The following is a 21,098-nucleotide window of genomic DNA, read 5'->3' as shown; positions in this document are numbered from 1 at the left end:
CTGTATTCACTGAGTTTTTGCCATGCCCACTCACTTGTATAGGCAGTAATAGTCGCTATGTTTAACTTTATGAAGAAAACCTCCACCAAAAAATCAGAAACACCAGAGCAGCGAGCAGAGCGCGATAGTGCCGTGGACAAGGTGCTGCTTGGTTATGAGGTAGGTACTGTCAGTATTGCCACCATGGTAACGGGGCTCGAACGTGATGGTGACCAGCTCACCTTAGACTTGCGTCTACCCGTAAATAGTAATCCTGAAATTATCCAACAAGAGCTTGGGCAACTGTTACATCCGCACGGGATCAAGACTATTCATATGAATGTTCGTCTGCCCGCACCGACGAAAGGCTCGGGGTCAAGTCTGCCAAAAGCAATGCCAAAAACCACTAATGCCATGGACAATCAACATAAATCAGCGGCAAATGCTGATAGCAATACTACTGTTGAACCACCAATTACCAAAGCCGCGCCGACACAAGCGTCACTCGCCGCGCATCCGCGTATTCGTCATATTATCGTCGTGGCATCGGGTAAAGGTGGCGTTGGTAAATCCACTACCACGGTCAACATTGCTTTGGCATTACAAAAGCTAGGCAACCGTGTTGGCGTACTGGATGCCGATATTTATGGTCCTAGTATGCCAACGATGCTAGGCGTCGATAATGTCAAACCTGAGCTGGAAAACGAGCAGTTTGTTCCTATCAATGCGCACGGTATGGCAATGCTATCGATTGGTAGCTTGCTCGATGGCGACAATACGCCTGTCGCGTGGCGCGGACCAAAAGCTACTGGTGCGCTGATGCAGCTGTATAATCAAACCAACTGGCCGCAGCTGGATTACTTAGTCATTGATATGCCACCGGGTACGGGCGATATTCAGCTCACGCTAGCGCAGCGTATTCCCGTGACGGGCGCGGTGATTGTCACGACGCCGCAGCATATTGCCTTACTTGATGCGCAAAAAGGCATTGAGATGTTTAACAAAACCAATATCCCAGTACTCGGCGTGGTCGAAAACATGGCACTACATACCTGTAGTAACTGTAATCATACAGAAGCTATCTTTGGTACAGGCGGCGGTGAAAAAATCGCTGAACAGTATCAGGTGCCGCTACTGGGACAATTACCGCTCGCCAGTGGCATCCGTGCACAAGTGGATAAAGGTGAGCCGAGCGTATTAGCCGATGATGAGTTTGCGCCGTACTATCTTAGCATTGCTAAAAATATCGAAGCCACTATTAATAAATTCGCCAAGCCTGTCAATGATAAGCGTATTTTTTAATAGTTTTTAATTGCTTCTAGTAATAGTTAAATAGCCTAAGCAAATAAAATTAAAGGGCTTAGATTTTCAAAAAGGGAGTATTGTGAGCTTATCTATTTATCAACGCCATTTAGACGATATTCCCACGCAGTATATATTTTTGAAATTATTGCGCCCGCCGATATACGTGATTGAGCTCTCAAACAATCAAGTGATTGCCGTTTGCTACTCCCATCTTTATAGTAGCAAACGGCATCAAGTTAATGATGACTTTGGTAATCGCCGCATGGTGATTACTGATCTTTTAAGAGCGGTACAAGCGTTAGCTTATCTACTACTTAAATTTCCTAAGCATCTGTTTGGAATAAGTGCTTTTGCAGTAGTCAATGTCTCTGAAGAATTGGCAGACGGATTGACGATGATATAAATAAAAGCGATTAGAGAAGCAATTTGGGCGGCGTTCGCAAAGACAAAAAGAAAAGTGGTGCATACCACAGTTCGCTATCAAGGACAGATAGTAGCTGTAAATCAATAATACCTTTAGAAAAATTTGGCTAGGATGCCTTAATCATGAATCAAAATCGCAATGACCAAAACCAACAACACTTATCTACCAGCATTAAGCCAGTTGTGCTCGATGAGCTGATTAAAAACGGTCAGCCTACTTTTGGCATCTTTGCTCACGTTAAAAATATCAACTATTTGGACTACTACAGTCATCTTATTTCGCAAAAGACGCTGCCAAACTGGCGCAAAGAGTTAAAAGCCAATCAATTTTGCTTTATTCAAATTATCCAGCCGCCTTATCGGGTTTGTCTGGCATTGGCAACGATTAAGTTGGCAACCAGTGCCTTTGTTTATCTTTATAACGATGAGACTGAGCAGCTAGAGGTTTGTGAAGCATTGCAGCCGTTAACGCGGCAAACACAGTTAGAAGGCGAGTGCTATCAAGGGCAAATGGCATTCATCCATAGTAGTCTCACATTAACATTGGATTTTACGCCTTCACAAATCGCAGTAGCATTGGACAGTAAACACATTACGCTTGATGCGACGCTACAGCGGCAAGCAGTGCCATTAGCAGTCTGCACACCAACGGGCAGGCGCGGCTGGACCTTCACCCAAAAAGAACCGTTGACGGGTATATCTGGTCGTTTACTGATTAAATCCCATTCAAAATTTAACACTGATGCTCAAGCCAAACAAATTCACTTTTCCAAAACGACTATCGCCAATCTCGATTGGACGCTTGGTTATATGCGTCACAAGACCAATTGGTTTTGGAGTTGTATCAATAGTTATTTGCCAGACGGTCGTCATTTTGTCCTAAATCTAGCGATGGGCGTCAATGAGACCGGTGTTAGCGAAAATGCGTGCTGGCTGGATGGGCAGATTTATTATTTACCGCCTGTGATGTTTGTTCGTGATGGTTTAAATTTGCCAGCTAATGAGCAAGATGATACTGCTAAAACCATAGATAATACGCGACAGCCTTGGCGCATCTATCATCAAAACCTAGGCTGGAGCAATGTTGATATTGACTTAACCTTCACGCCGATAACCGTTTATAAAAAGACGGATAACTTTGGTGTGCTTGCCAGTATATTTGAGCAATGGCTTGGCTTTTATAGTGGTGAGATTCGTCTAAAAGATGATGTGATTAAAATCGATAAGATAATGGGCTTAGCAGAAGATCATTTCGCAAAATGGTAGGCGGTTGTCGTATTGATTGTAGATTTATATTAAACGCAGGCAAGCCTATAAATTGAGCGCTCAATTCCGTATAATCGTCGCTATCAAAATACACTTCATATCGTAAATTTTATTTTATAGCTGCTAAGGAACAAAAATGTCTATCAAGTCTGACCGCTGGATTCGTAAAATGGCTGAAGAACACGGCATGATTGAGCCGTTTGAAGCGGGTCAAGTACGTTTTAATGATGCAGGCGAGCGTTTGGTTAGCTACGGTACGTCAAGCTATGGTTATGATGTACGCTGCGCGCCTGAATTTAAAGTTTTTACCAATGTTCATTCAGTGATTGTAGATCCAAAAAACTTTGATGAGAAAAGCTTTATTGATGTTATCGGTGACGAGTGCATTATTCCGCCAAACTCGTTTGCGCTAGCACGCACCATGGAATATTTCCGTATTCCACGTGATGTGTTGACGATCTGTCTTGGTAAATCAACGTATGCCCGTTGCGGAATTATCGTCAATGTGACGCCGCTGGAGCCTGAATGGGAAGGGCATGTCACTTTGGAATTTAGTAACACCACCAATCTACCAGCGCGTATTTATGCAGGCGAAGGAGTGGCACAAATGCTATTTTTCCAAAGCGATGCTGATGACGTATGTGAAACCAGCTATAAAGATCGCGGCGGTAAGTATCAAGGTCAACGCGGCGTGACATTGCCAAGAACCTAGTAATCTTATATGCTAACTGAAAGTGCACAACGATAAATCTTTTAGATTAATCACAAAAAGGCTGACCGTATATAATACGACCAGCCTTTTTTATACCGAAAAATTGACTATTTCAACACTTTTAAACCAGCTTTATTATCACGTTTGGTTTTAGGTGTCGCAGTAGGGCTCTTCTGTGAGCTTACTATCGCATCATCTTCAGGTTGATAGTTGTCATATTCATTGGGGTCAAAAAACATCCCTTGCGAGTTTTCTTTCGCATAAATACCTAATACCGACGTCATTGGTACCCAAATATCTTGTGACACGCCGCCAAAACGCGCACTAAAATGAATATAATCATTTTCCATACTCATATTACCAGTCGCACGGCTGGCGATATTCAATACGATACGACCATCTTGCACGTGTTCCCTTGGAATCTGTACATTTTCGGCAGTGGCATCAACCATCAGGTAAGGCGTTAGTTGATTGTCTTCTATCCACTGATAAAGCGCGCGCACCATATAAGGACGTGTTGGGGTAATAGAGGTGGTTTCGCTCATCTAAGGGTTTCCTATACTGATAATTTGAAGATAATAATCTAAAGATATTTTGTTGTTTTCTATTTTAAGGCAGCGGTTAAGCATTGTCTAGGGTGTGTCCTGCTCTTGCAAATGGTAATAAAAATTGCAGCCAAACAAGGAAAATAGTACTGATAATAACTAAATATAAGCAAGCTATTTGACACAGTTTGACAAAGATTTAGTCATTTTTGGCCCATTTAAGGTTTAATGCTCAGATTGAGGATACACCCTAATTAACGCACACTTTTTTGAAAGCTAGTACGCTCAAAGACCCGCTGTTGATAATCAAATAAGGGGCGACTAATTGCGCGTGGCAGCTCAATTCCCATTTCTTCAAGTCGCCATAACAAAGGTGCTAACAATACATCACACCAGCCAAAATCGTCTGCCATAAAATAAGGTTTATGAGCAAACAGTGGTGATAGAGTAATCAAAGAATCGCTTAATTGTTTTTTCGCAATAGCAGCTTGTACTTTATTAAAGCTATTAGGGTGCATGAGTAGACGCTTACCGAGTACTAGCCAATCATGCTGAATACGCCAAGCCAATTGGCGAAATTGAGCACGCTCTTGCGGGGTATCTGGCAGTAGCTTGTTTGTATGGTAACGCTCTTCAAGATACTCAAAGATAACATTGATCTCATACAGTGCGATTTCACGTTGTTGCAGAACAGGTAAGGTGTGATAGGGATTCAGCTCGGTTAAATCTTCAGGCCGTTCAGAGTGCAAGCGTGATAGATAATAGGCAAGCTTTTTTTCCTCAAGTAATAGGCGCACTACATGACTGTCGTAGCCGTCATCAGCGTATAAAATCAGCTGACTACTTGGAATGTCGTTCGCATCAATCATGAAAGCCTAATGTTAATAGTAAAGCCTATCATCGTAAACAAAGTTGCCCTGATTATCAAGGCAAGGTACGTAAACATTGCGGGTGAGCCTTGTTTTAAATTATGGTTCAGTGTTTTATGGTCTTTTAATAGACAAAAAAGGCACTACCAGAGTAGTGCCTTTTTTTCGATAAAAATATATTTTTTAATACTTAATTATTTTACATCTTTCCAGAATTCTTTGTTCAATAAGTAAACTGGAATCAGTAATACTAATAAGAATAAAATCACAAAGAAGCCAATCACTTGACGGTCATGACGGTTAGGCTCTGCCATCCACGCCATAAAGTTAACCAAATCACCCACTTCAGATTCAAACTCTTCAGCACTCAGCTCTTCTTGCATATTATGCAATACATGAGGCATCGCCGCATTGGCAAGTACTAAGTTATTGGCACCCCAAGGACGGCTTGGGTCTTCATAAAACGATAACAGGTAAGTATATACCCAGTCATCGCCACGTAGTCTGGTCTCAAGTGATAAGTCTGGTGGTGCTGCGCCAAACCATGATGCTTGTACTTCAGGATCAATTTCAGCATTGATATGATCACCGATTTGATCGGTGGTGACCATCAAATACTTTTCGACCAGCTCAGGTGGTATCTCTAAATCTTTAGCAATGCGCGAGTGACGAACATACTGTGCAGAGTGACAACCAGCACAGTAGTTCATAAAGATTTTCGCACCGTTTTGTAGTGAGCCCTTATTGGTAAAATCAATAGGAGCAGTACTACAAGCTAAGTGTTCTTCAACACCCTCAGCATTGGTGAATGTGCCACATCCACCGCCACCAGCTGCCAGTGCAGTACCAGCCGTCAAGGTTAATGCCGCGCCTAAGCCTAGACCCGCTAGGGATTTAATTAGCGTGTTCATTAGTGACCTCCGGTAACGCGTTCAGGTGGCTGTTTACACTTCTCAATAGAGGTATAAATTGGCATCAGTAAGAAAAACAAGAAATACAAGACAGTGAAGATACGAGCCATTAATGTTGCTGTTGGTGTCGTTGGCGTCGCGCCTAAGTAACCTAAAACTAAGAAACTAATCGCAAACACGGTTAAAGCAATTTTAGATAAAATGCCTTTATAGCGTATAGAGCGTACAGGCGATCTGTCTAGCCATGGTATCAAGAATAGTACGGCAATCGCACCACCCATCGCAATCACACCACCCAACTTGTCAGGAACCGCACGTAAAATGGCATAGAATGGCGTGTAATACCATACTGGTGCAATGTGTGCTGGTGTTTTCAATGAATTCGCTGTCTCAAAATTTGGTGGTTCCAGGAAGAATCCGCCGCCTTCTGGGAAGAAGAATACCACTGCAAAGAACAAGATAAAGAAGACCACGATACCAATCATATCATGCACTGTGTAGTACGGATGGAATTCAATACCATCTAACGGCACGCCATTTTTATCTTTTAGCTTCTTGATATCAATACCATCAGGGTTGTTCGAACCCACATGGTGTAGCGCTACAATATGCATGAATACTAAGCCCACAAGTACGAGTGGGATAGCAACCACATGTAGAGCAAAGAAGCGGTTTAGGGTGATACCTGAGATAATATAATCACCACGTACCCATTCTGCAAGCCCATCACCAATCACAGGTAGAGCAGCAGGAAGGTTCAAGATAACCTGTGCACCCCAAAATGACATATTGCCCCAAGGAAGTAGGTAACCGAAGAAACCTTCTGCCATCAATGCTAAGTAAATACCCATACCGATGAGCCAAATAAGCTCACGTGGTTTCTGGTATGAACCATATAGCAGTGCTCTAAACATATGCAGATAGACGACCACAAAGAACGCAGATGCGCCAGTTGAGTGCATATAACGGATGAGCCAACCACCTTTGACATCGCGCATGATGTATTCAACAGACGCAAATGCCCCTTCGGCACTTGGGTTGTACATCATGGTCAGCCAAATACCTGTTACCAATTGGTTAACCAATACCACCATTGATAACACGCCAAAAAAGTACCAAAAGTTAAAGTTTTTTGGTGCATAGTACTTTGACATATGGTATTCATAGGTTTCGGTCGCTGGAAAGCGTGCGTCCACCCAATGCATTAACTTTTTACCCATGCTCATATTAAGCCTCCCCAATCGTCAAGATGGTACCATCCATGTTGTAATCTGGGACAGGTAAGTTAAGCGGTGCAGGAACGCCACTATAAACGCGACCCGCCAAGTCATATTTAGACCCGTGGCATGGGCAGAAAAATCCGCCATACCAATCATTACCACCCAAGTCAGCCGCGCCAACATCAGGACGGTAGTTTGGTGCACAACCTAAATGTGTACAGACGCCTTCTACTACCAAGACTTCTGGTGAGATAGAGCGTTCTGGATTTTTACAGTATTCAGGTTGTAATGATGCATCAGATTCAGGGTCAGACAGTAAAGGTTTTACTGACGCTAAAGTCGCTAGCATGTCTTCTGTGCGTTTGACCACAAAAATGGGTTTACCGCGATATTTGACAACGATCATCTGTCCTGCTTCGATAGAACCAATATCTTGGGTCACTGCAGCCCCTGCAGCCTCAGCTTTAGCGCTTGGGTACCAAGAACGGACAAAAGGTGTTGCCACAGCAGCTACCCCAGCTGCACCAATCGCGGCAGTCGAGGCAATAAGAACTCTACGGCGTTGTACGTTAACGCCTTCGGCTTGGCTCATTAATACTTCCTCCAGGTGAATGAAATGGGATTATCCCACACTGGGTTTGTGGCTTAGAAAATGTACAATATCAAGCCACTTTGGCTGTGCCTAATTTTGCTAATTGTTGCTATTCTAAGCTATTTCGGTGATAAAATAAATTATTGCGTTAAAAATAAAGCAACCTTGATAGAACATACTCTAAGGTTGAATAGGAGAATTGATGCAAAATAGCTGCATTATCAATGTCTCACATAGATTTTTTGGCAAGGATTATAAGCGTGATGACCTTATAATTAATAAGGATATTTTGCAATAGCGAATGATACTCGAAATTAAGGTAATGTTCACTAACTTTCAGTACCTAACTACTATGTAAGTAGTCGTAAACCAATAATCACCGCTTTATAAGAACAAAACGGTGATTATTTCATTATTTTTCATATTTTATAAAACTCGAAGTTTTATAAAACATCGCTTCAGTCGCTAACGTTAGCTCTCAAGCGCACTCCAACGCTCAAGCTTATTCATCATCTCATCTTCAATCGTGAGTAGGCGCTCACTTGCGGCAGTCGCTGCATTAACGTCAGTGGTGAACCATGAGCCATCAGCCAGTTTCTCTTGCAATTGGGCTTGTTCAGCTTCTAATGCAGCGATTTCTTTTGGTAAATTGTCCAGTTCACGCTGTTCATTGAAATTGAGCTTTTTGGCAGCTTTGTTAGGTTTTGCTGCGGTTGTCTTATTGGTAACTTTACTGGCAGTATTTGCATTATTGGCTGGTGCTCTAGCTGCGTGTGCTGCTTGCTCACGGTTTTTTTGTACCAAGTATTCTTGATAACCACCGACATACTCTTTGACGATACCTTTGCCGTCTTCATCTTGGTCAAATACCCAAGTAGAAGTAACGACATTGTCCATAAATGAGCGGTCATGGCTGATTAGCAAAATCGTACCGCCAAAGCTGGCGACTGACTCTTCTAGTAGCTCAAGTGTCGCCATATCCAAGTCGTTGGTTGGCTCATCGAGTACCAGAATGTTGGCAGGCTTTAATAGCTGCTTGGCAAGTAGTACGCGGTTACGCTCACCACCTGATAGTGCTTTGACAGGGGTACGCGCGCGCTCTGGGGCAAATAAGAAATCTTGTAGATAGCTCATGATGTGCGTCTTGCGACCGCCCACTTCTACGAAGTCTGAGCCTTCAGAGACGTTTTGCGCCACACTGGCTTCAAGGTCTAACTGATCGCGCAACTGGTCGAAGAAAGCGATTTTTAAGTTAGTGCCTAATTCAACACTACCAGTCTTTGTGACTTCGTCATCAGACATATCCAGTAGGGCTTTAATCAGTGTGGTTTTGCCCGCACCGTTGGGTCCGACAATACCGATTTTATCGCCGCGCATGATAGTGGTGGTAAAGTCATCAACCAATACGTTGCCATCATACTCAAGATGTAAGTTTTTAACTTTACAGACCAGCTTACCGCTTTTCTCGCCTTGACCCATCGTAATGTTCACATTACCCACTTGCTCACGGCGATCACTACGCTCTTCACGTAAAGCTTTTAGCTCACGGACACGGCCTTCATTACGGGTACGACGGGCTTTGATACCTTGGCGAATCCAAACTTCTTCTTGCGCCAGTTTTTTATCAAAGTTGGCGTTATTTTTTTCTTCAGCGAGTAACTGTAGCTCTTTTAGCTCTTGATAGCGTGCATAGCCACCTTCGCCTTGAGTGACGTCATAGCTGGTTAATTGACCACGATCTAGCTCAATGATGCGCGTCGATAGTTTGTTGACGAATGCTCTATCATGGGTGACAAACAACAATGTTAGACCTTGCCAATCCAATAAAAAGCGCTCTAGCCATTCAATACTATCAACGTCTAAATGGTTGGTAGGCTCATCGAGCAGCAGTACATCAGGTTTGGTGACCAATGAGCGTGCTAGTAGTACACGGCGCTTACGACCACCTGATAATGAAGACAAATCATCATCTGGATCCAGCCCCATGGTTTTGATCAGGCGGGTGGCTTCTCGTTCTAAATCCCAACCGTGTACCGCATCGATATCATGCTGCAAGTCTGCCATACGCTCGCAGGCATCCATGTCGCCATTGGCACATAAGTCAGTTTGGGCATTGTAGTTGATAAGCAGCTCAGCCGTGCGGCTGCTACCACCCATAACGATGTCTAGGATACGTCCGCTTGTCTCGGGAACGTCTTGTTCTAGCATCGCCACGCGCACGCTGCTATTGATAATGACTTCGCCGCTATCAGGTTGTAAGGTACCGTTAATTAGCTTAAATAAGGTGGATTTGCCTTCGCCATTACGGCCAATTAAACAGACACGTTCACCTGCTTCAATAGCAAAATCAATGCCATCAAGAACAGGAGCGACGCCAAAAGCGAGGTGGATATCTTTTAAATGTATCAGAGCCATAGAATATCTTAAGCTTATATAATAGTGAGGTAGGGGTTGCTGCAAAATTGCGAGCAGTATAACATGCCATCACGTGACTGTAGTGAGCGTAAATGATTTTATCCGCACTATTTATGGCTTTTATTAACGGCTGCTATTTTATAAAGAGTATCGCCATCTAATTGCTACTTTTTATCGGTCATCGAGCCATTTTATTAATGAATCCTACCAGTCTTATGTTTATGATAATTCAGAGAAAAATATGAATCAATTTAATCCTCAAGATAAGGCTCAGAACGAGGCTTTAGCTGTGCATGCTGATCTACAAACGCAACAAGTCATTGATTTACAGATGAGTATGGCGCATTTAGAGATGACAGTAGAGCGACTCGATGAGGTGATTGCGCGGCAAGATAAAGATATTCAGACATTACAACGACAGTTGCAGCTGATTTATAAACAAGTGGAAAGTCAGGATCCTGAAGGCGGCATTGCACTTTTTGATGTAATGGCAGAAAGACCCCCTCATTATTAATATCTGCAAAAACTAGGGCGTGTCTTCAATTGGTTAAGCCATAAATAATAGTTACAATACCGCATCTATTGAGACGATGCGAGAAGTACAAGTCATGGCAAGAACAGCACTAACAGATACGCTTTGGGATCAACTTCAATCAACGATGACACAGCATGGCTGCTATCAAACTCAAAACAGCCGAGAGATCATGGAAGCCATACTGTGGAAATTACGCACAGGCGCGCCTTGGCGTGACATACCTGAAGAATTATGTTTGTGGAAAACAGCGTATAGTCGTTTCAACCGCTGGTCGAAAAATGGCTTATGGGCAGATTTTTTTTAGCTTACGAAAAGAAATTGATACGGAATGGGTATTCACAGACGGAAGCTATGTTCGCTGTCATCAGCATGCAAGTGGAGCTAGGCTTGGTGAAGATAGAGCAATTGGACAAAGCCGTGGCGGCGCAACTACAAAAATACACTTATCCTGTGATGCCGATGGATATCCGCTCAATTTTAAAATCACTGGGGGTGAAGTCCACGACAGTCAAGTTGCAGGTGAATTGATTGAATTGATTGAATTGATTGGACAAGCTGATTACTTCATCGCTGATAAAGGCTATGACTCACAGGTGATCAGGGATAAAGCTCAAAGTCACGATATGATACCCATCATTCCCAAAAGAAAAAACGCCAAACAGCCTAATCCAGAGTTTGATAGCTATTTGTACAAACTACGTCATCTTGTTGAAAATATGTTTGCAAGACTCAAGCACTTTCGTAGTACCGCTACTCGCTACGAGAAGTTGGCTCGTAATTTTAAGTCAATGCTTTATCTGGCGTGTACTATCGTTCATTGTAAGATGAATTGAAGACACGCTCTAAATGATTGAAAATTTATAACTATTATATCCGCATTGTGAGATACAGATACTGTTCAGTCATAATCAGGAAATAATGTGTTTTTACAGTTGTTTTAATGTTCGAAAATCATTACTATCCTCCACCTCGGATGCTGCTTGCTTATTAAAATTAAGTAAAGTAGTAAAACAATGCGGACGTTTGGAGATACATAATGCGCGCAAATTTTCATTTGAAAACTCTCACAGTAGCTGTTGCTGCTCTTTCTATTGCTAGCGTTGCTAGTGCTGCTGGTCTTGATCGTTCAGGTCAAGATATCACTGCATTCTTACAAGATGGCACCTACGCCGAATCTGTTTATACTTATATCGATGCCGATGTGAGTGGTAAAGACTTGTCAGGCAATAAGCTCAATGATATCGCAGAGTCTTATGATTTTTTCCGTTATGGTGTAAAAGCAGATATTAACGACACGTTTAGCATCGGTATTTTATATGATGAGCCTTTTGGTGCCGCCGCTGATTATAACGGTCAAAACGATTTCGTTACCGACAGTGATCGTGACGCTATCATTCAAGACTTTACAAAAAACCCTAATATTACCGAAGCTTATGTCGATAACGTATTAATACCACAATTGCAAGGGGCGCTTGCTCCAGGTAATCCAGGTGGTCTAACTGCTGAGCAGTTACAAGCCGCTCAAGGTCAACTTATTGGTCTTGAAGCCGCTAAAGGTCTAGCAGCAGTAGCGGGCGAAGCGACGCAAGTAGAAGTACGTACTGAGAGTATTACTGGTATTCTTGGTGCTAAATTTGGTGCTAACAAAGAGTTTCAAGCTTATGGTGGTCCAGTGGCTCAGCGCGTAAAGGCAGATGTAAAATTGCGCGGTGATGCATACAGTTCAGCCAAGGGTTATACCACTCACATCAGTAATGATCAGGACTATGGCTGGATCGCTGGTATGGCTTATAGCAAGCCTGAAATTGCACTTAAGGCTGCTTTGACGTATCGCTCTGAAATCAAGCACAATGCAAAAGCTTTTGAGACTTTTCCAATTGCTACAGCTGCAGGTGCTACAGCTGGCCTAGCGTTGCCGACTACCAGACATTCTGATATTGAAATCAATACGCCAGAATCAGTCAACTTTGATTTCCAGACGGGTATTAATCCTACCATGCTAGCGACTGCGAAAGTCCGTTGGGTGCCTTGGAGTGATTTTGCTATCGTACCGTCACTATACAATGATGTCAGTAAAATATCGACAAAAGATGATGAAGGCTTGGCATTAGTTAGTTACGATGAAGATCAATGGCAAGTTGAGCTAGGTCTCGCCAAGCGCATGACGCCAGCATTAGCAGTAACAGGTACTGTCGGTTGGGATAGTGGTGCTGGTAACCCTGTAACCTCGCTAGGTCCTATCGAAGGCTATTACAGTGCTGGTTTGGGTGCCAAGTACAATGTGACTGAAAACTGGGCAGTATCAGCTGGCGGTAAATATCTATGGTTCGGTGATGCTAAAGGCCAAATTCCGACTAAAGCCGTGGTTAGTAACTTTGAAGACAACGATGGTTTTGCACTTGGCGTGAAGCTTTCTTACCAAGCAAACTAATGTAATTTGCTAAGTTATAAATCCATAGTCTAGATAATAAAAAGCGATCCTGATTGGGTCGCTTTTTTTTGCCAGCCTGTTTAAGTTTAATAAAAGATTAGAGTATTTTAGAATTATTAAGTTATAACAGATAAGTATCTGCCTGCTCTCTCTAATAAATACTGATAGCAATTTAAAAATTATGAGAATGAAAAACTAGATATTAGTTTTGTACGTGTATCTTATTTGTACTGTCCAGTCATATTCGGGAAATAAAGCACTTTAATTGTTGTTTTAGTGTCAAAAAGGCATTAGTATTCATCTCAGGACACGACTTTTATAATCATAAAGTTATGCGCAGCAATGCTAAATATTGATTATTTAAGTAGTAAAACAACAAGGACGTTTGGAGATACACAATGCGCAATACTTTTCATTTAAAAACCCTTGCAGTAGCGATTGCCGCTTTTTCTGTAGCTAGCGTAACCAATGCTGCTGGTCTTGACCGTTCAGGTCAGGATGTCACAGCCTTCCTCCAAGATGGCACCTATGCTGAAGCTGTTTACACCTATATCGATGCTGATGTTAGTGGTTATGATAGCGCCAATAACGTTCCTACTAATAACACCTATGTTAGAGGTGATAAGACTGGCGATATCGCTGAATATTATGATTTCTTTCGTTATGGTGTAAAAACAGATATCAATGAAACCTTTAGTGTTGGTATCTTATATGATGAGCCCTTTGGCGCAGCAGCGAAATATACTGGTGATAACAATTTTGTGTCGAAAGGCGATATTAATGCTTCAATAACTCAGTTAACGGGTGGCCAGTTTGACGCCAACACTCTTGGCCCTGCAATTCAAGGTTTGACACAGCAGGCTCAAGCAGCAGGTGCGGAAGCGCAACGACTTGGACAATTAGCTGCAACAGCTACAGACCCTCAAGTCGCACAAGGTCTTGCACAACAAGCTCAAGCTCAAGCAGCAGCAGCGCAAGGTTTTGTGAATCAGGCCACTGGTCTCGGTACAGCAAATGCGGTAGCACAAGCAGAAGCAGCTAATGCAGGAGAAGGCACTAACGTTGAAGTACGTAGTAATAGTCTGACAGCCATTCTTGGCGCAAAATTTGGTGCCAATAAAGAGTTTCAAGTATACGGTGGTCCAGTCGCTCAGCGTATTGAGTCTGAAGTGAAATTACGAGGTTTGGCTTATGGTCCTGCTACTGGCTATACCTCACGTAACAGCCCTGATATGGATTATGGTTATATAGCCGGTATTGCTTATAGCAAACCTGAAATTGCCTTAAAAGCAGCACTGACCTATCGCTCTGAAATTGATCACAACATGAAAGTGGCTGAAACCTATCCTTTAGCTGGCGTTATAGCTGGTGATCCAGCTGCAGCCAATCGCACTAGTAATATGGAAATTACTACTCCTAAATCCGTAAACTTTGATTTTCAAACCGGTATTAACCCAACGACGTTAGCAACTGCAAAAGTGCGCTGGGTACCTTGGGGTGACTTTAAGATTACGCCGCCACTATATAATGAGGTTAGTAAAAGATCTTATGGACCTGATGGTTTGAACTTGGTTGAGTACGAAGAGGATCAATGGCAAGTAGAGCTTGGTCTAGCCAAGCGTGTTGCGCCAGCACTTGCAATTAGTGGTACCGTTGGTTGGGATAGTGGTGCTGGTAACCCTGTCACCTCGTTAGGTCCTATCGAAGGCTATTACAGCGCTGGTTTGGGTGCAAAGTATAACGTGACAGAAAACTGGGCAGTATCAGCAGGTGGCAAATACCTATGGTTTGGCGATGCCCAAGGTGTGTTGCCAAGTGACAAAATTGTTGGTGATTTTCAAGACAATGATGGATACATATTCGGTGTAAAACTGTCTTACCAAGACACTAAATAATACGCATATTTAGCAGTATCAATACATAAAAAAAGCGATCCGTGATGGGTCGCTTTTTTATCGGTGTTCGAAATAGAAATTGATATAAAAGAACATTAAATCAACGACTTTAAAGTGTGCATAAAGGTTTTTAGCAAAATAATAAATTTATTTGACAGCATTTTTTAGGCGATGTCTAAGAAGGCGGTGATTGGTTTCTTGCCTGCAATGAAACGATATTTGCCTCAAACATAAGCCACAACATCATTGAGTTATGACGATCATAAGTATATTTCAGCTGAAATATACGCTTCTTGAAACACACTTAAATCCAAGACTCATTGACCTCTAAGCGCTAATAGTATCTTTTCTTATAGATGATCTTATATATTGATGACCCTATGGTGCTCGGTATTGTGCCAGCGCTAATGGATATCATAACCGCCATATCTCTAACTCTTTAGCCTCGCTGAGGTAGTTCTGCTTATCCATTTATCTTTGATATTTGAGGTGAATTATAAATTTATTCAGTAGTATATCTTACACTAACAAGTTAGATGATTAATGACATAGCATAAGTGGCTACAAGCGTGATGATTGAGTGAAAAGTTAACACCTGAATTATGAAATGTTATAGCGCTATTAGTTAAGTATGAGATCTCTAATAGAAATAACCATAGCTTACTTATGTACCAATGTCCTAGGTATTATATTTAATAGTCATCAATAAAAAACCTCGCCAATGATGGCGAGGTTTTTTTATAGTGATAATTATATCGATAAGCTTATTTATTTAAATTGAGTTCCATTTCTTTAAATTTCGCAGTAACAGAGGCTTTTGGACCGCCTGTCATGATACTTACCGCAAAAATGGCGATTGTACTTAAGATAAAGCCCGGAACGATAGCATATAACCAGCTATTGAGTGCCATGCCATTCATCTGGAAAGGACCGTAAATCCATAGGATAACCGTCAATGCACCGACGACCATACCAGCAACTGCACCGTTACGGTTCATACCGCGCCAGATGAGGCTGAAAATAACCAACGGTCCAAATGCGGCACCAAACCCTGCCCAAGCGTTAGAAACCAAATTCAATACTGAGCTTTCTGGATTAGACGCCAGTAAAATGGCAACAACGGCGACAATGATTACGGAAATGCGGCCGACCAATACTTGACGCGCCTCAGGTGCATCTTGATCAAAAAACAACTTATAGACATCTTTAGTCAATGAGCTTGATACCACCAATAGCTGTGATGAGATGGTACTCATAATCGCAGCTAAAATTGCAGCTAATAAGAAGCCTGAAACCAATGGATGGAATAAAAACTGCGTAAATACTAAAAAGATGGTTTCAGGATCATCTAAAGTCATCGCTGTCTTTTGCACATACGCACGACCAGCAAAACCTGTCATCAGTGCCCCAATAAGGCTGACAATCATCCAGCTCATACCGATGTTACGGGCAGTAGGGACATCTTTGACTGAGCGAATGGCCATAAAACGTACAATGATGTGTGGCTGACCAAAATAACCTAAACCCCATGCCATCAATGACACAATACCAAGGATACTCATACCATTAGTAATGTTAAGCAAGCTTGGATCGATATTTCTAACCGCTTGCGTGGTGGCTGAAATACCACCCAAATCAGTGAAAGCGACGACAGGCACAATGACCATCGCAAATAGCATGATGATACCCTGTACAAAGTCAGTCATCGAAACGGCTAAGAAACCACCGAATAACGTATAAGCAACGACAACGCCAGCGGTGACCCATAGACCAGTGCTATAAGAAAGATTTAGCGAGCTTTCGAAGAGTTTACCGCCGCCTACTAGACTTGCAGCAGTATAGACCGTGAAGAATAAAATGATAACCACGGCTGAGATAACACGCAGCATGTGCGATTTATCTTCGAAGCGGTTGGCGAAATAATCGGGTAGAGTGATGGCATTGTCAGCCACTTCGGTATAAACGCGAAGACGCGGTGCCACGATAAGGTAGTTTAAAAATGCACCAAGTGTCAAACCAAGTGCGATCCATATACTCACGACACCGTCAGCATACATATAACCGGGCAAGCCAAGTAGTAACCAACCTGACATATCTGATGCACCTGCCGATAGTGCAGTGACTGCTGGACCTAAACTGCGTCCTCCTAACATATAGCCTTCAGTATCATTGGCTTGCTTAAAGTAAGCGTAAATGCCAATACCAATCATCACTAAAAAATAGGCGCCAAGTGATACCAGCACGCCACTAGAAACTCCGTTCATATAAATTGTCCTTAACCAACATGGTTGGCGGTAATTATTTTAACTATAAAGATTAAGTGTTATAAGACGATGTCCCAAACAATATCTAAAGACGAAAAAAGCCATTAAGTAGGACATAATGGCTTTTATTCAATATCTGCTGTTAGTTTTATATGATTGATGCTGTTCTAGGGCTAATACAAATTCGCAGTGCTTAGAGATCAATAAGAATGCCATATTACATCATATCGATTGCTCGTATTTGCGACTCAGTTATCAGTATCGGCCACCTATATAACCAATCATTTAAAACCATTAAACCTACTGTTAACCATCATATATTACTCGAAGTGTTCAATATATGACTATCAGTGTTCTTATAGTAAATTTTTGTTATAAAAACAACGTCAAGCGTATTATAACGCATGAGGGTCATAAATGCGAATAGCGTGCTTTTTAGATTCCATAGCACGCTCTAATCATCGCTTAGTGGGAGTCTCATTCAATAGGCGCTAACAAGTCTAACAAAGCTGTAACGCTGCTAGATTGCGTCAATTTCGGATTGATAACCACACCCAAATAGCGTTGTAACTCTATATTGTCTGCCATATCGATACGTTCTAAATCTTGACTGATCATCGTTTGCGGTAATACAGACCATCCCAGACCAACAGAAACCAACATGCGAATAGACTCAAGAGGATTGGTGCTCATTGTGGCATAGGGTTTCAGATTGTGCTTAGCAAATTCAGCCAAGGTAATTTGACTGGTAAAGGTGTTGGCAGACGGTAAAATAGCAGGATAGCGTGCCAATTGCTCTAGTGTTACATTAGATTTGGTCGCTAAAGGCGATAGCGTACCTGTCATAAAGTAAAGAGGGTCTGACCATAGCGTATGATAGGTCAAGCGCTTATCATAAACGGGCGGCAGTGTTAAAAATGCTAATGATAAATCGCCATCGAGTACGGCTTTGTGCGCTTTTTCTGAATCAACAAAATGTACTTCTAGTTGTACGGCAGGATAAGCTTGGATAAAATGCTTAAGTACAGGCGCTAAATGGTGCAAGCCAATATGATGACTGGTACCGATCACTAATTTGCCAGATACGATATGCTGAGAGTGTTGCAGATTAATCTTAAAATTCTCATAATCTTCTAGCCACCGCTTGGCATGCGGCAGCATTTCATTGGCTGCTTGGGTTGGTACAATGCCGCGTCCCACCGTATCAAACAAAGTAATGTTGAATTCATCTTCCAAATTTTTGATGCGTTTACTGACGGCAGGCTGTGTGATAAACAGTTTTTCTGCGGCACCTGAGATGCTGCCAGTGTGCATAACGGTAACGAATGTCGTCAAGTTTGTGGTGTTCAAACGGATGTCCTTAGCTACTTTGCGAGCTATAAATAAAAGTTGGCTGACCCAATCACAATGTATTAGAAATAAAAGTTTGTGTCTGGGCAAAAATCATCAATTATTATTATAGGATTAGCCTGCTATAATCACAAGACATCAAGGCGTATTGTGACATATTTATTCTATTAAATTGACTATTTGCAGCTCATCGCACGTTTTAAGCGCTGATAATGGTCATCAATGTACAATCGCCAATATAAAAATATTGATTTTGATACAAGCGCTGCTGACGATGCCGCTGATGATAAAGTATCGCGACGTATAAGATTTTTACCATAGGCTATAGTCGATTCAATTTAAAAGTAGTACAAGGCAACTGAGTGTAGATGTATATTTAATACTTCAAGCGAGGTTAACGCAGTAATACTTTTATAGTGGAATGACTATAAGCAAGTAAAAAAACCAGTAATTAGCAACCAATAAAGGATAGCAACATGGCAGGTCAAACGTTATATGACAAACTTTGGAATGTTCACGAAGTTACCAAGCGTGACGATGGTTCGAGCCTGATTTATATCGACCGCCATCTGTTGCATGAAGTGACCAGTCCGCAAGCATTTGAAGGCTTGGAGTTAGCCAATAGAGCACCGTGGCGCCTGTCGGCTAACATCGCCAGTCCTGACCATAACGTACCCACAGTCACTAAAGAGCGTTTAGAAGGCGTGCCTGGTATCAAGGATAAAGTATCACGCTTGCAGGTAGTAACCTTGGATGAAAATTGCACCAAATTTGATATCGCTGAGTTTACGATTAATGATGCTCGTCAAGGCATTTTACACGTCGTTGGCCCTGAGCAAGGTTTGGTGTTACCGGGTATGACGGTTGTTTGCGGCGATTCTCATACTGCTACTCATGGCGCGCTGGGCTGCTTAGCGCACGGTATCGGCACATCAGAGGTTGAGCATGTATTGGCAACTCAGTGCTTGATTCAGAAAAAATCAAAAAATATGCAAATTCGCGTCACTGGTAAGCTTGGTGCTGGCGTGACCTCAAAAGACGTGGTATTGGCTATCATTGCCAAAATTGGCACGGCTGGCGGGACAGGTCATGCTATCGAATTTGCTGGGCAAGTATTTGAAGAGATGAGTATGGAAGGTCGTATGACCGTCTGTAACATGGCAATCGAAGCGGGTGCTCGCGTGGGTATGGTTGCGGTCGATGACACAACCATCGAGTACGTCAAAGGTCGTCCTTATGCGCCAACCTCTGAGCAATGGGCGCAAGCGGAAGCTTACTGGCGTACCTTATATTCAGATGATGACGCGGTATTTGATACTGTTGTTGAGTTGAATGGCAGCCAAATAGCGCCACAAGTCTCTTGGGGAACCTCTCCTGAAATGGTTGTCGATATCACTCAATCTGTACCAACACCTGATCAAGCGGCAGATGAAGCACAAGAAGAAGGCTGGTTACGTGCTTATACCTATATGGGTTTAGACGCTGGACAAAAGATTACCGATATCCAGCTTGATCGCATTTTTATTGGTTCATGTACCAATTCGCGTATTGAAGATTTGCGTGATGCCGCCGCAGTCATTAAAGGTCGTAAAGTCGCTGACAATATCAAAGAAGCCATCGTTGTGGCAGGTTCTGGGCAAGTGAAGTTGCAGGCTGAAGCAGAAGGCTTAGATGCCTTGTTTACTGAGGCTGGATTTGAGTGGCGTGAGCCGGGTTGTTCGATGTGTCTTGCCATGAATGCGGATAAGCTTGAGCCACAAGAGCATTGCGCTTCAACGTCTAACCGTAACTTTGAAGGTCGTCAGGGCAATGGTGGTCGTACGCATTTGGTCAGTCCAGCGATGGCAGCTGCAGCAGCGTTAGCCGGTCACTTTGTCGATGTGCGTACGTTTTAACTTTTCATTTCTATAGAGCATAAAAATGAAAATGCTGTTTGTTTTATTTTGCTTACTGGGTAGCTCTCAGCTAGCGATGGCTCGTGATTACTGTAATGGAAGATTTACCTATTGTGTCGATGTGCCAAATCAATTGACATGGTTGCCTGAGGCAGATAATGGTGATGGTCGTCATTTTAAGTTACCCAACTCTAATGCCACTATTTTGGTCTTTGGGAGTAATACACCAACTGTTTTCTTTTATACAGATAGTGATTATCTAGAAGAGAAGCAGCATCGATATAAAACAGGCATGACAGTTACTTACGAGCTGTTAAAAGATAAAACCTATACAGCAAGCGGCTATAGAAAAGACGGTCAAGTTTTTTATCATGTTATTAAAGTTAAGGATGGTCAGGAAGCAGTATTACATCTGAACTATCCTGAAAGTGAAAAAACTAAAATGACAAGTATTGTTAAACAAATGGCACGCTCTTTTAAGATTCACTAGA

Annotated in this window: 18 protein-coding genes; 10 read left to right on the top strand and 8 right to left on the bottom strand. The window is 42.4% G+C overall.

The window, feature by feature from the left end:
* Nucleotides 1–57: 57 nt before the first annotated feature.
* From apbC to dcd, 4 genes are all read left to right on the top strand, one after another.
* Nucleotides 58–1,281 (top strand): iron-sulfur cluster carrier protein ApbC, encoded by a 1,224-nt coding sequence (gene apbC / locus C8D84_RS04090; protein ID WP_109590267.1) that lies wholly within the window; start codon nucleotides 58–60, stop codon nucleotides 1,279–1,281.
* A gap of 82 nt (nucleotides 1,282–1,363) precedes the next feature.
* Complete coding sequence (locus tag C8D84_RS04085; protein WP_109590265.1) at nucleotides 1,364–1,687, top strand: hypothetical protein; 324 nt, start codon at nucleotides 1,364–1,366, stop codon at nucleotides 1,685–1,687.
* A 143-nt stretch (nucleotides 1,688–1,830) separates the two neighbouring features.
* Nucleotides 1,831–2,973: a DUF2804 domain-containing protein gene (locus C8D84_RS04080; protein ID WP_109590263.1), complete on the top strand. Its 1,143-nt coding sequence runs from the start codon at nucleotides 1,831–1,833 to the stop codon at nucleotides 2,971–2,973.
* A 136-nt stretch (nucleotides 2,974–3,109) separates the two neighbouring features.
* A complete protein-coding gene (dcd, locus tag C8D84_RS04075) occupies nucleotides 3,110–3,685 on the top strand; it encodes a dCTP deaminase (RefSeq protein ID WP_011513914.1) in 576 nt (191 codons plus the stop codon).
* Between the two features lie 107 nt (nucleotides 3,686–3,792).
* Here the strand turns inward: dcd and C8D84_RS04070 are convergent, their stop codons facing one another.
* The 6 genes from C8D84_RS04070 to C8D84_RS04045 all read right to left on the bottom strand — a co-directional run bounded on the left by C8D84_RS04070 (nucleotide 3,793) and on the right by C8D84_RS04045 (nucleotide 10,237).
* Nucleotides 3,793–4,230: a ClpXP protease specificity-enhancing factor gene (locus tag C8D84_RS04070; RefSeq protein ID WP_109590261.1), complete on the bottom strand. Its 438-nt coding sequence runs from the start codon at nucleotides 4,228–4,230 to the stop codon at nucleotides 3,793–3,795.
* Between the two features lie 254 nt (nucleotides 4,231–4,484).
* Nucleotides 4,485–5,099 (bottom strand): glutathione S-transferase N-terminal domain-containing protein, encoded by a 615-nt coding sequence (locus C8D84_RS04065; protein WP_109590259.1) that lies wholly within the window; start codon nucleotides 5,097–5,099, stop codon nucleotides 4,485–4,487.
* A gap of 194 nt (nucleotides 5,100–5,293) precedes the next feature.
* Nucleotides 5,294–6,010: a cytochrome c1 gene (locus tag C8D84_RS04060; protein WP_045446804.1), complete on the bottom strand. Its 717-nt coding sequence runs from the start codon at nucleotides 6,008–6,010 to the stop codon at nucleotides 5,294–5,296.
* The gene (locus tag C8D84_RS04055; protein WP_173936707.1) at nucleotides 6,010–7,215 is read right to left on the bottom strand and encodes a cytochrome b; all 1,206 of its coding nucleotides are present in this window, start codon (nucleotides 7,213–7,215) and stop codon (nucleotides 6,010–6,012) included. The genes C8D84_RS04060 and C8D84_RS04055 overlap by 1 nt, the downstream gene beginning before the upstream one ends.
* Before the next feature lie 22 nt (nucleotides 7,216–7,237).
* Nucleotides 7,238–7,822, bottom strand: a complete 585-nt coding sequence (petA, locus tag C8D84_RS04050; protein ID WP_045446807.1) for a ubiquinol-cytochrome c reductase iron-sulfur subunit — start codon at nucleotides 7,820–7,822, stop codon at nucleotides 7,238–7,240.
* 471 nt (nucleotides 7,823–8,293) lie between these two features.
* Nucleotides 8,294–10,237, bottom strand: a complete 1,944-nt coding sequence (locus tag C8D84_RS04045; protein WP_109590257.1) for an ATP-binding cassette domain-containing protein — start codon at nucleotides 10,235–10,237, stop codon at nucleotides 8,294–8,296.
* Nucleotides 10,238–10,478: 241 nt separating this feature from the next.
* Between C8D84_RS04045 and C8D84_RS04040 the strand changes: the two genes are divergently transcribed.
* The 4 genes from C8D84_RS04040 (at nucleotide 10,479) to C8D84_RS04025 (ending at nucleotide 15,098) form a co-directional block, all read left to right on the top strand.
* The gene (locus tag C8D84_RS04040; protein ID WP_109590254.1) at nucleotides 10,479–10,751 is read left to right on the top strand and encodes a SlyX family protein; all 273 of its coding nucleotides are present in this window, start codon (nucleotides 10,479–10,481) and stop codon (nucleotides 10,749–10,751) included.
* A 94-nt stretch (nucleotides 10,752–10,845) separates the two neighbouring features.
* A protein-coding gene (locus tag C8D84_RS04035; protein ID WP_109590460.1) for an IS5 family transposase occupies nucleotides 10,846–11,605 on the top strand; the annotation gives its coding sequence in 2 pieces (ribosomal slippage) (nucleotides 10,846–11,069 and nucleotides 11,068–11,605; 762 coding nt in all).
* A gap of 203 nt (nucleotides 11,606–11,808) precedes the next feature.
* Nucleotides 11,809–13,203 (top strand): outer membrane protein transport protein, encoded by a 1,395-nt coding sequence (locus C8D84_RS04030; RefSeq protein ID WP_055124344.1) that lies wholly within the window; start codon nucleotides 11,809–11,811, stop codon nucleotides 13,201–13,203.
* A 398-nt stretch (nucleotides 13,204–13,601) separates the two neighbouring features.
* Nucleotides 13,602–15,098: a hypothetical protein gene (locus tag C8D84_RS04025; RefSeq protein WP_109590252.1), complete on the top strand. Its 1,497-nt coding sequence runs from the start codon at nucleotides 13,602–13,604 to the stop codon at nucleotides 15,096–15,098.
* A 764-nt stretch (nucleotides 15,099–15,862) separates the two neighbouring features.
* Here the strand turns inward: C8D84_RS04025 and putP are convergent.
* Together putP and C8D84_RS04015 are read right to left on the bottom strand one after the other, a co-directional pair.
* A complete protein-coding gene (putP, locus tag C8D84_RS04020; RefSeq protein WP_045446819.1) occupies nucleotides 15,863–17,362 on the bottom strand; it encodes a sodium/proline symporter PutP in 1,500 nt (499 codons plus the stop codon).
* Nucleotides 17,363–17,839: 477 nt separating this feature from the next.
* The gene (locus C8D84_RS04015) at nucleotides 17,840–18,712 is read right to left on the bottom strand and encodes a LysR family transcriptional regulator (RefSeq protein ID WP_045446822.1); all 873 of its coding nucleotides are present in this window, start codon (nucleotides 18,710–18,712) and stop codon (nucleotides 17,840–17,842) included.
* Between the two features lie 476 nt (nucleotides 18,713–19,188).
* Between C8D84_RS04015 and leuC the strand changes: the two genes are divergently transcribed.
* Both leuC and C8D84_RS04005 read left to right on the top strand, forming a co-directional pair.
* Complete coding sequence (leuC, locus tag C8D84_RS04010) at nucleotides 19,189–20,607, top strand: 3-isopropylmalate dehydratase large subunit (RefSeq protein ID WP_109590250.1); 1,419 nt, start codon at nucleotides 19,189–19,191, stop codon at nucleotides 20,605–20,607.
* A 25-nt stretch (nucleotides 20,608–20,632) separates the two neighbouring features.
* Entirely contained in the window at nucleotides 20,633–21,097 is a 465-nt protein-coding gene (locus C8D84_RS04005; RefSeq protein WP_109590248.1) for a hypothetical protein, read from the top strand.
* Nucleotide 21,098: the final 1 nt, after the last annotated feature.

This window comes from Psychrobacter immobilis (assembly GCF_003148585.1).
GTDB classification, from domain to species: Bacteria; Pseudomonadota; Gammaproteobacteria; order Pseudomonadales; family Moraxellaceae; genus Psychrobacter; species Psychrobacter immobilis.
This window is presented reverse-complemented; position numbering and strand designations above follow the sequence as displayed.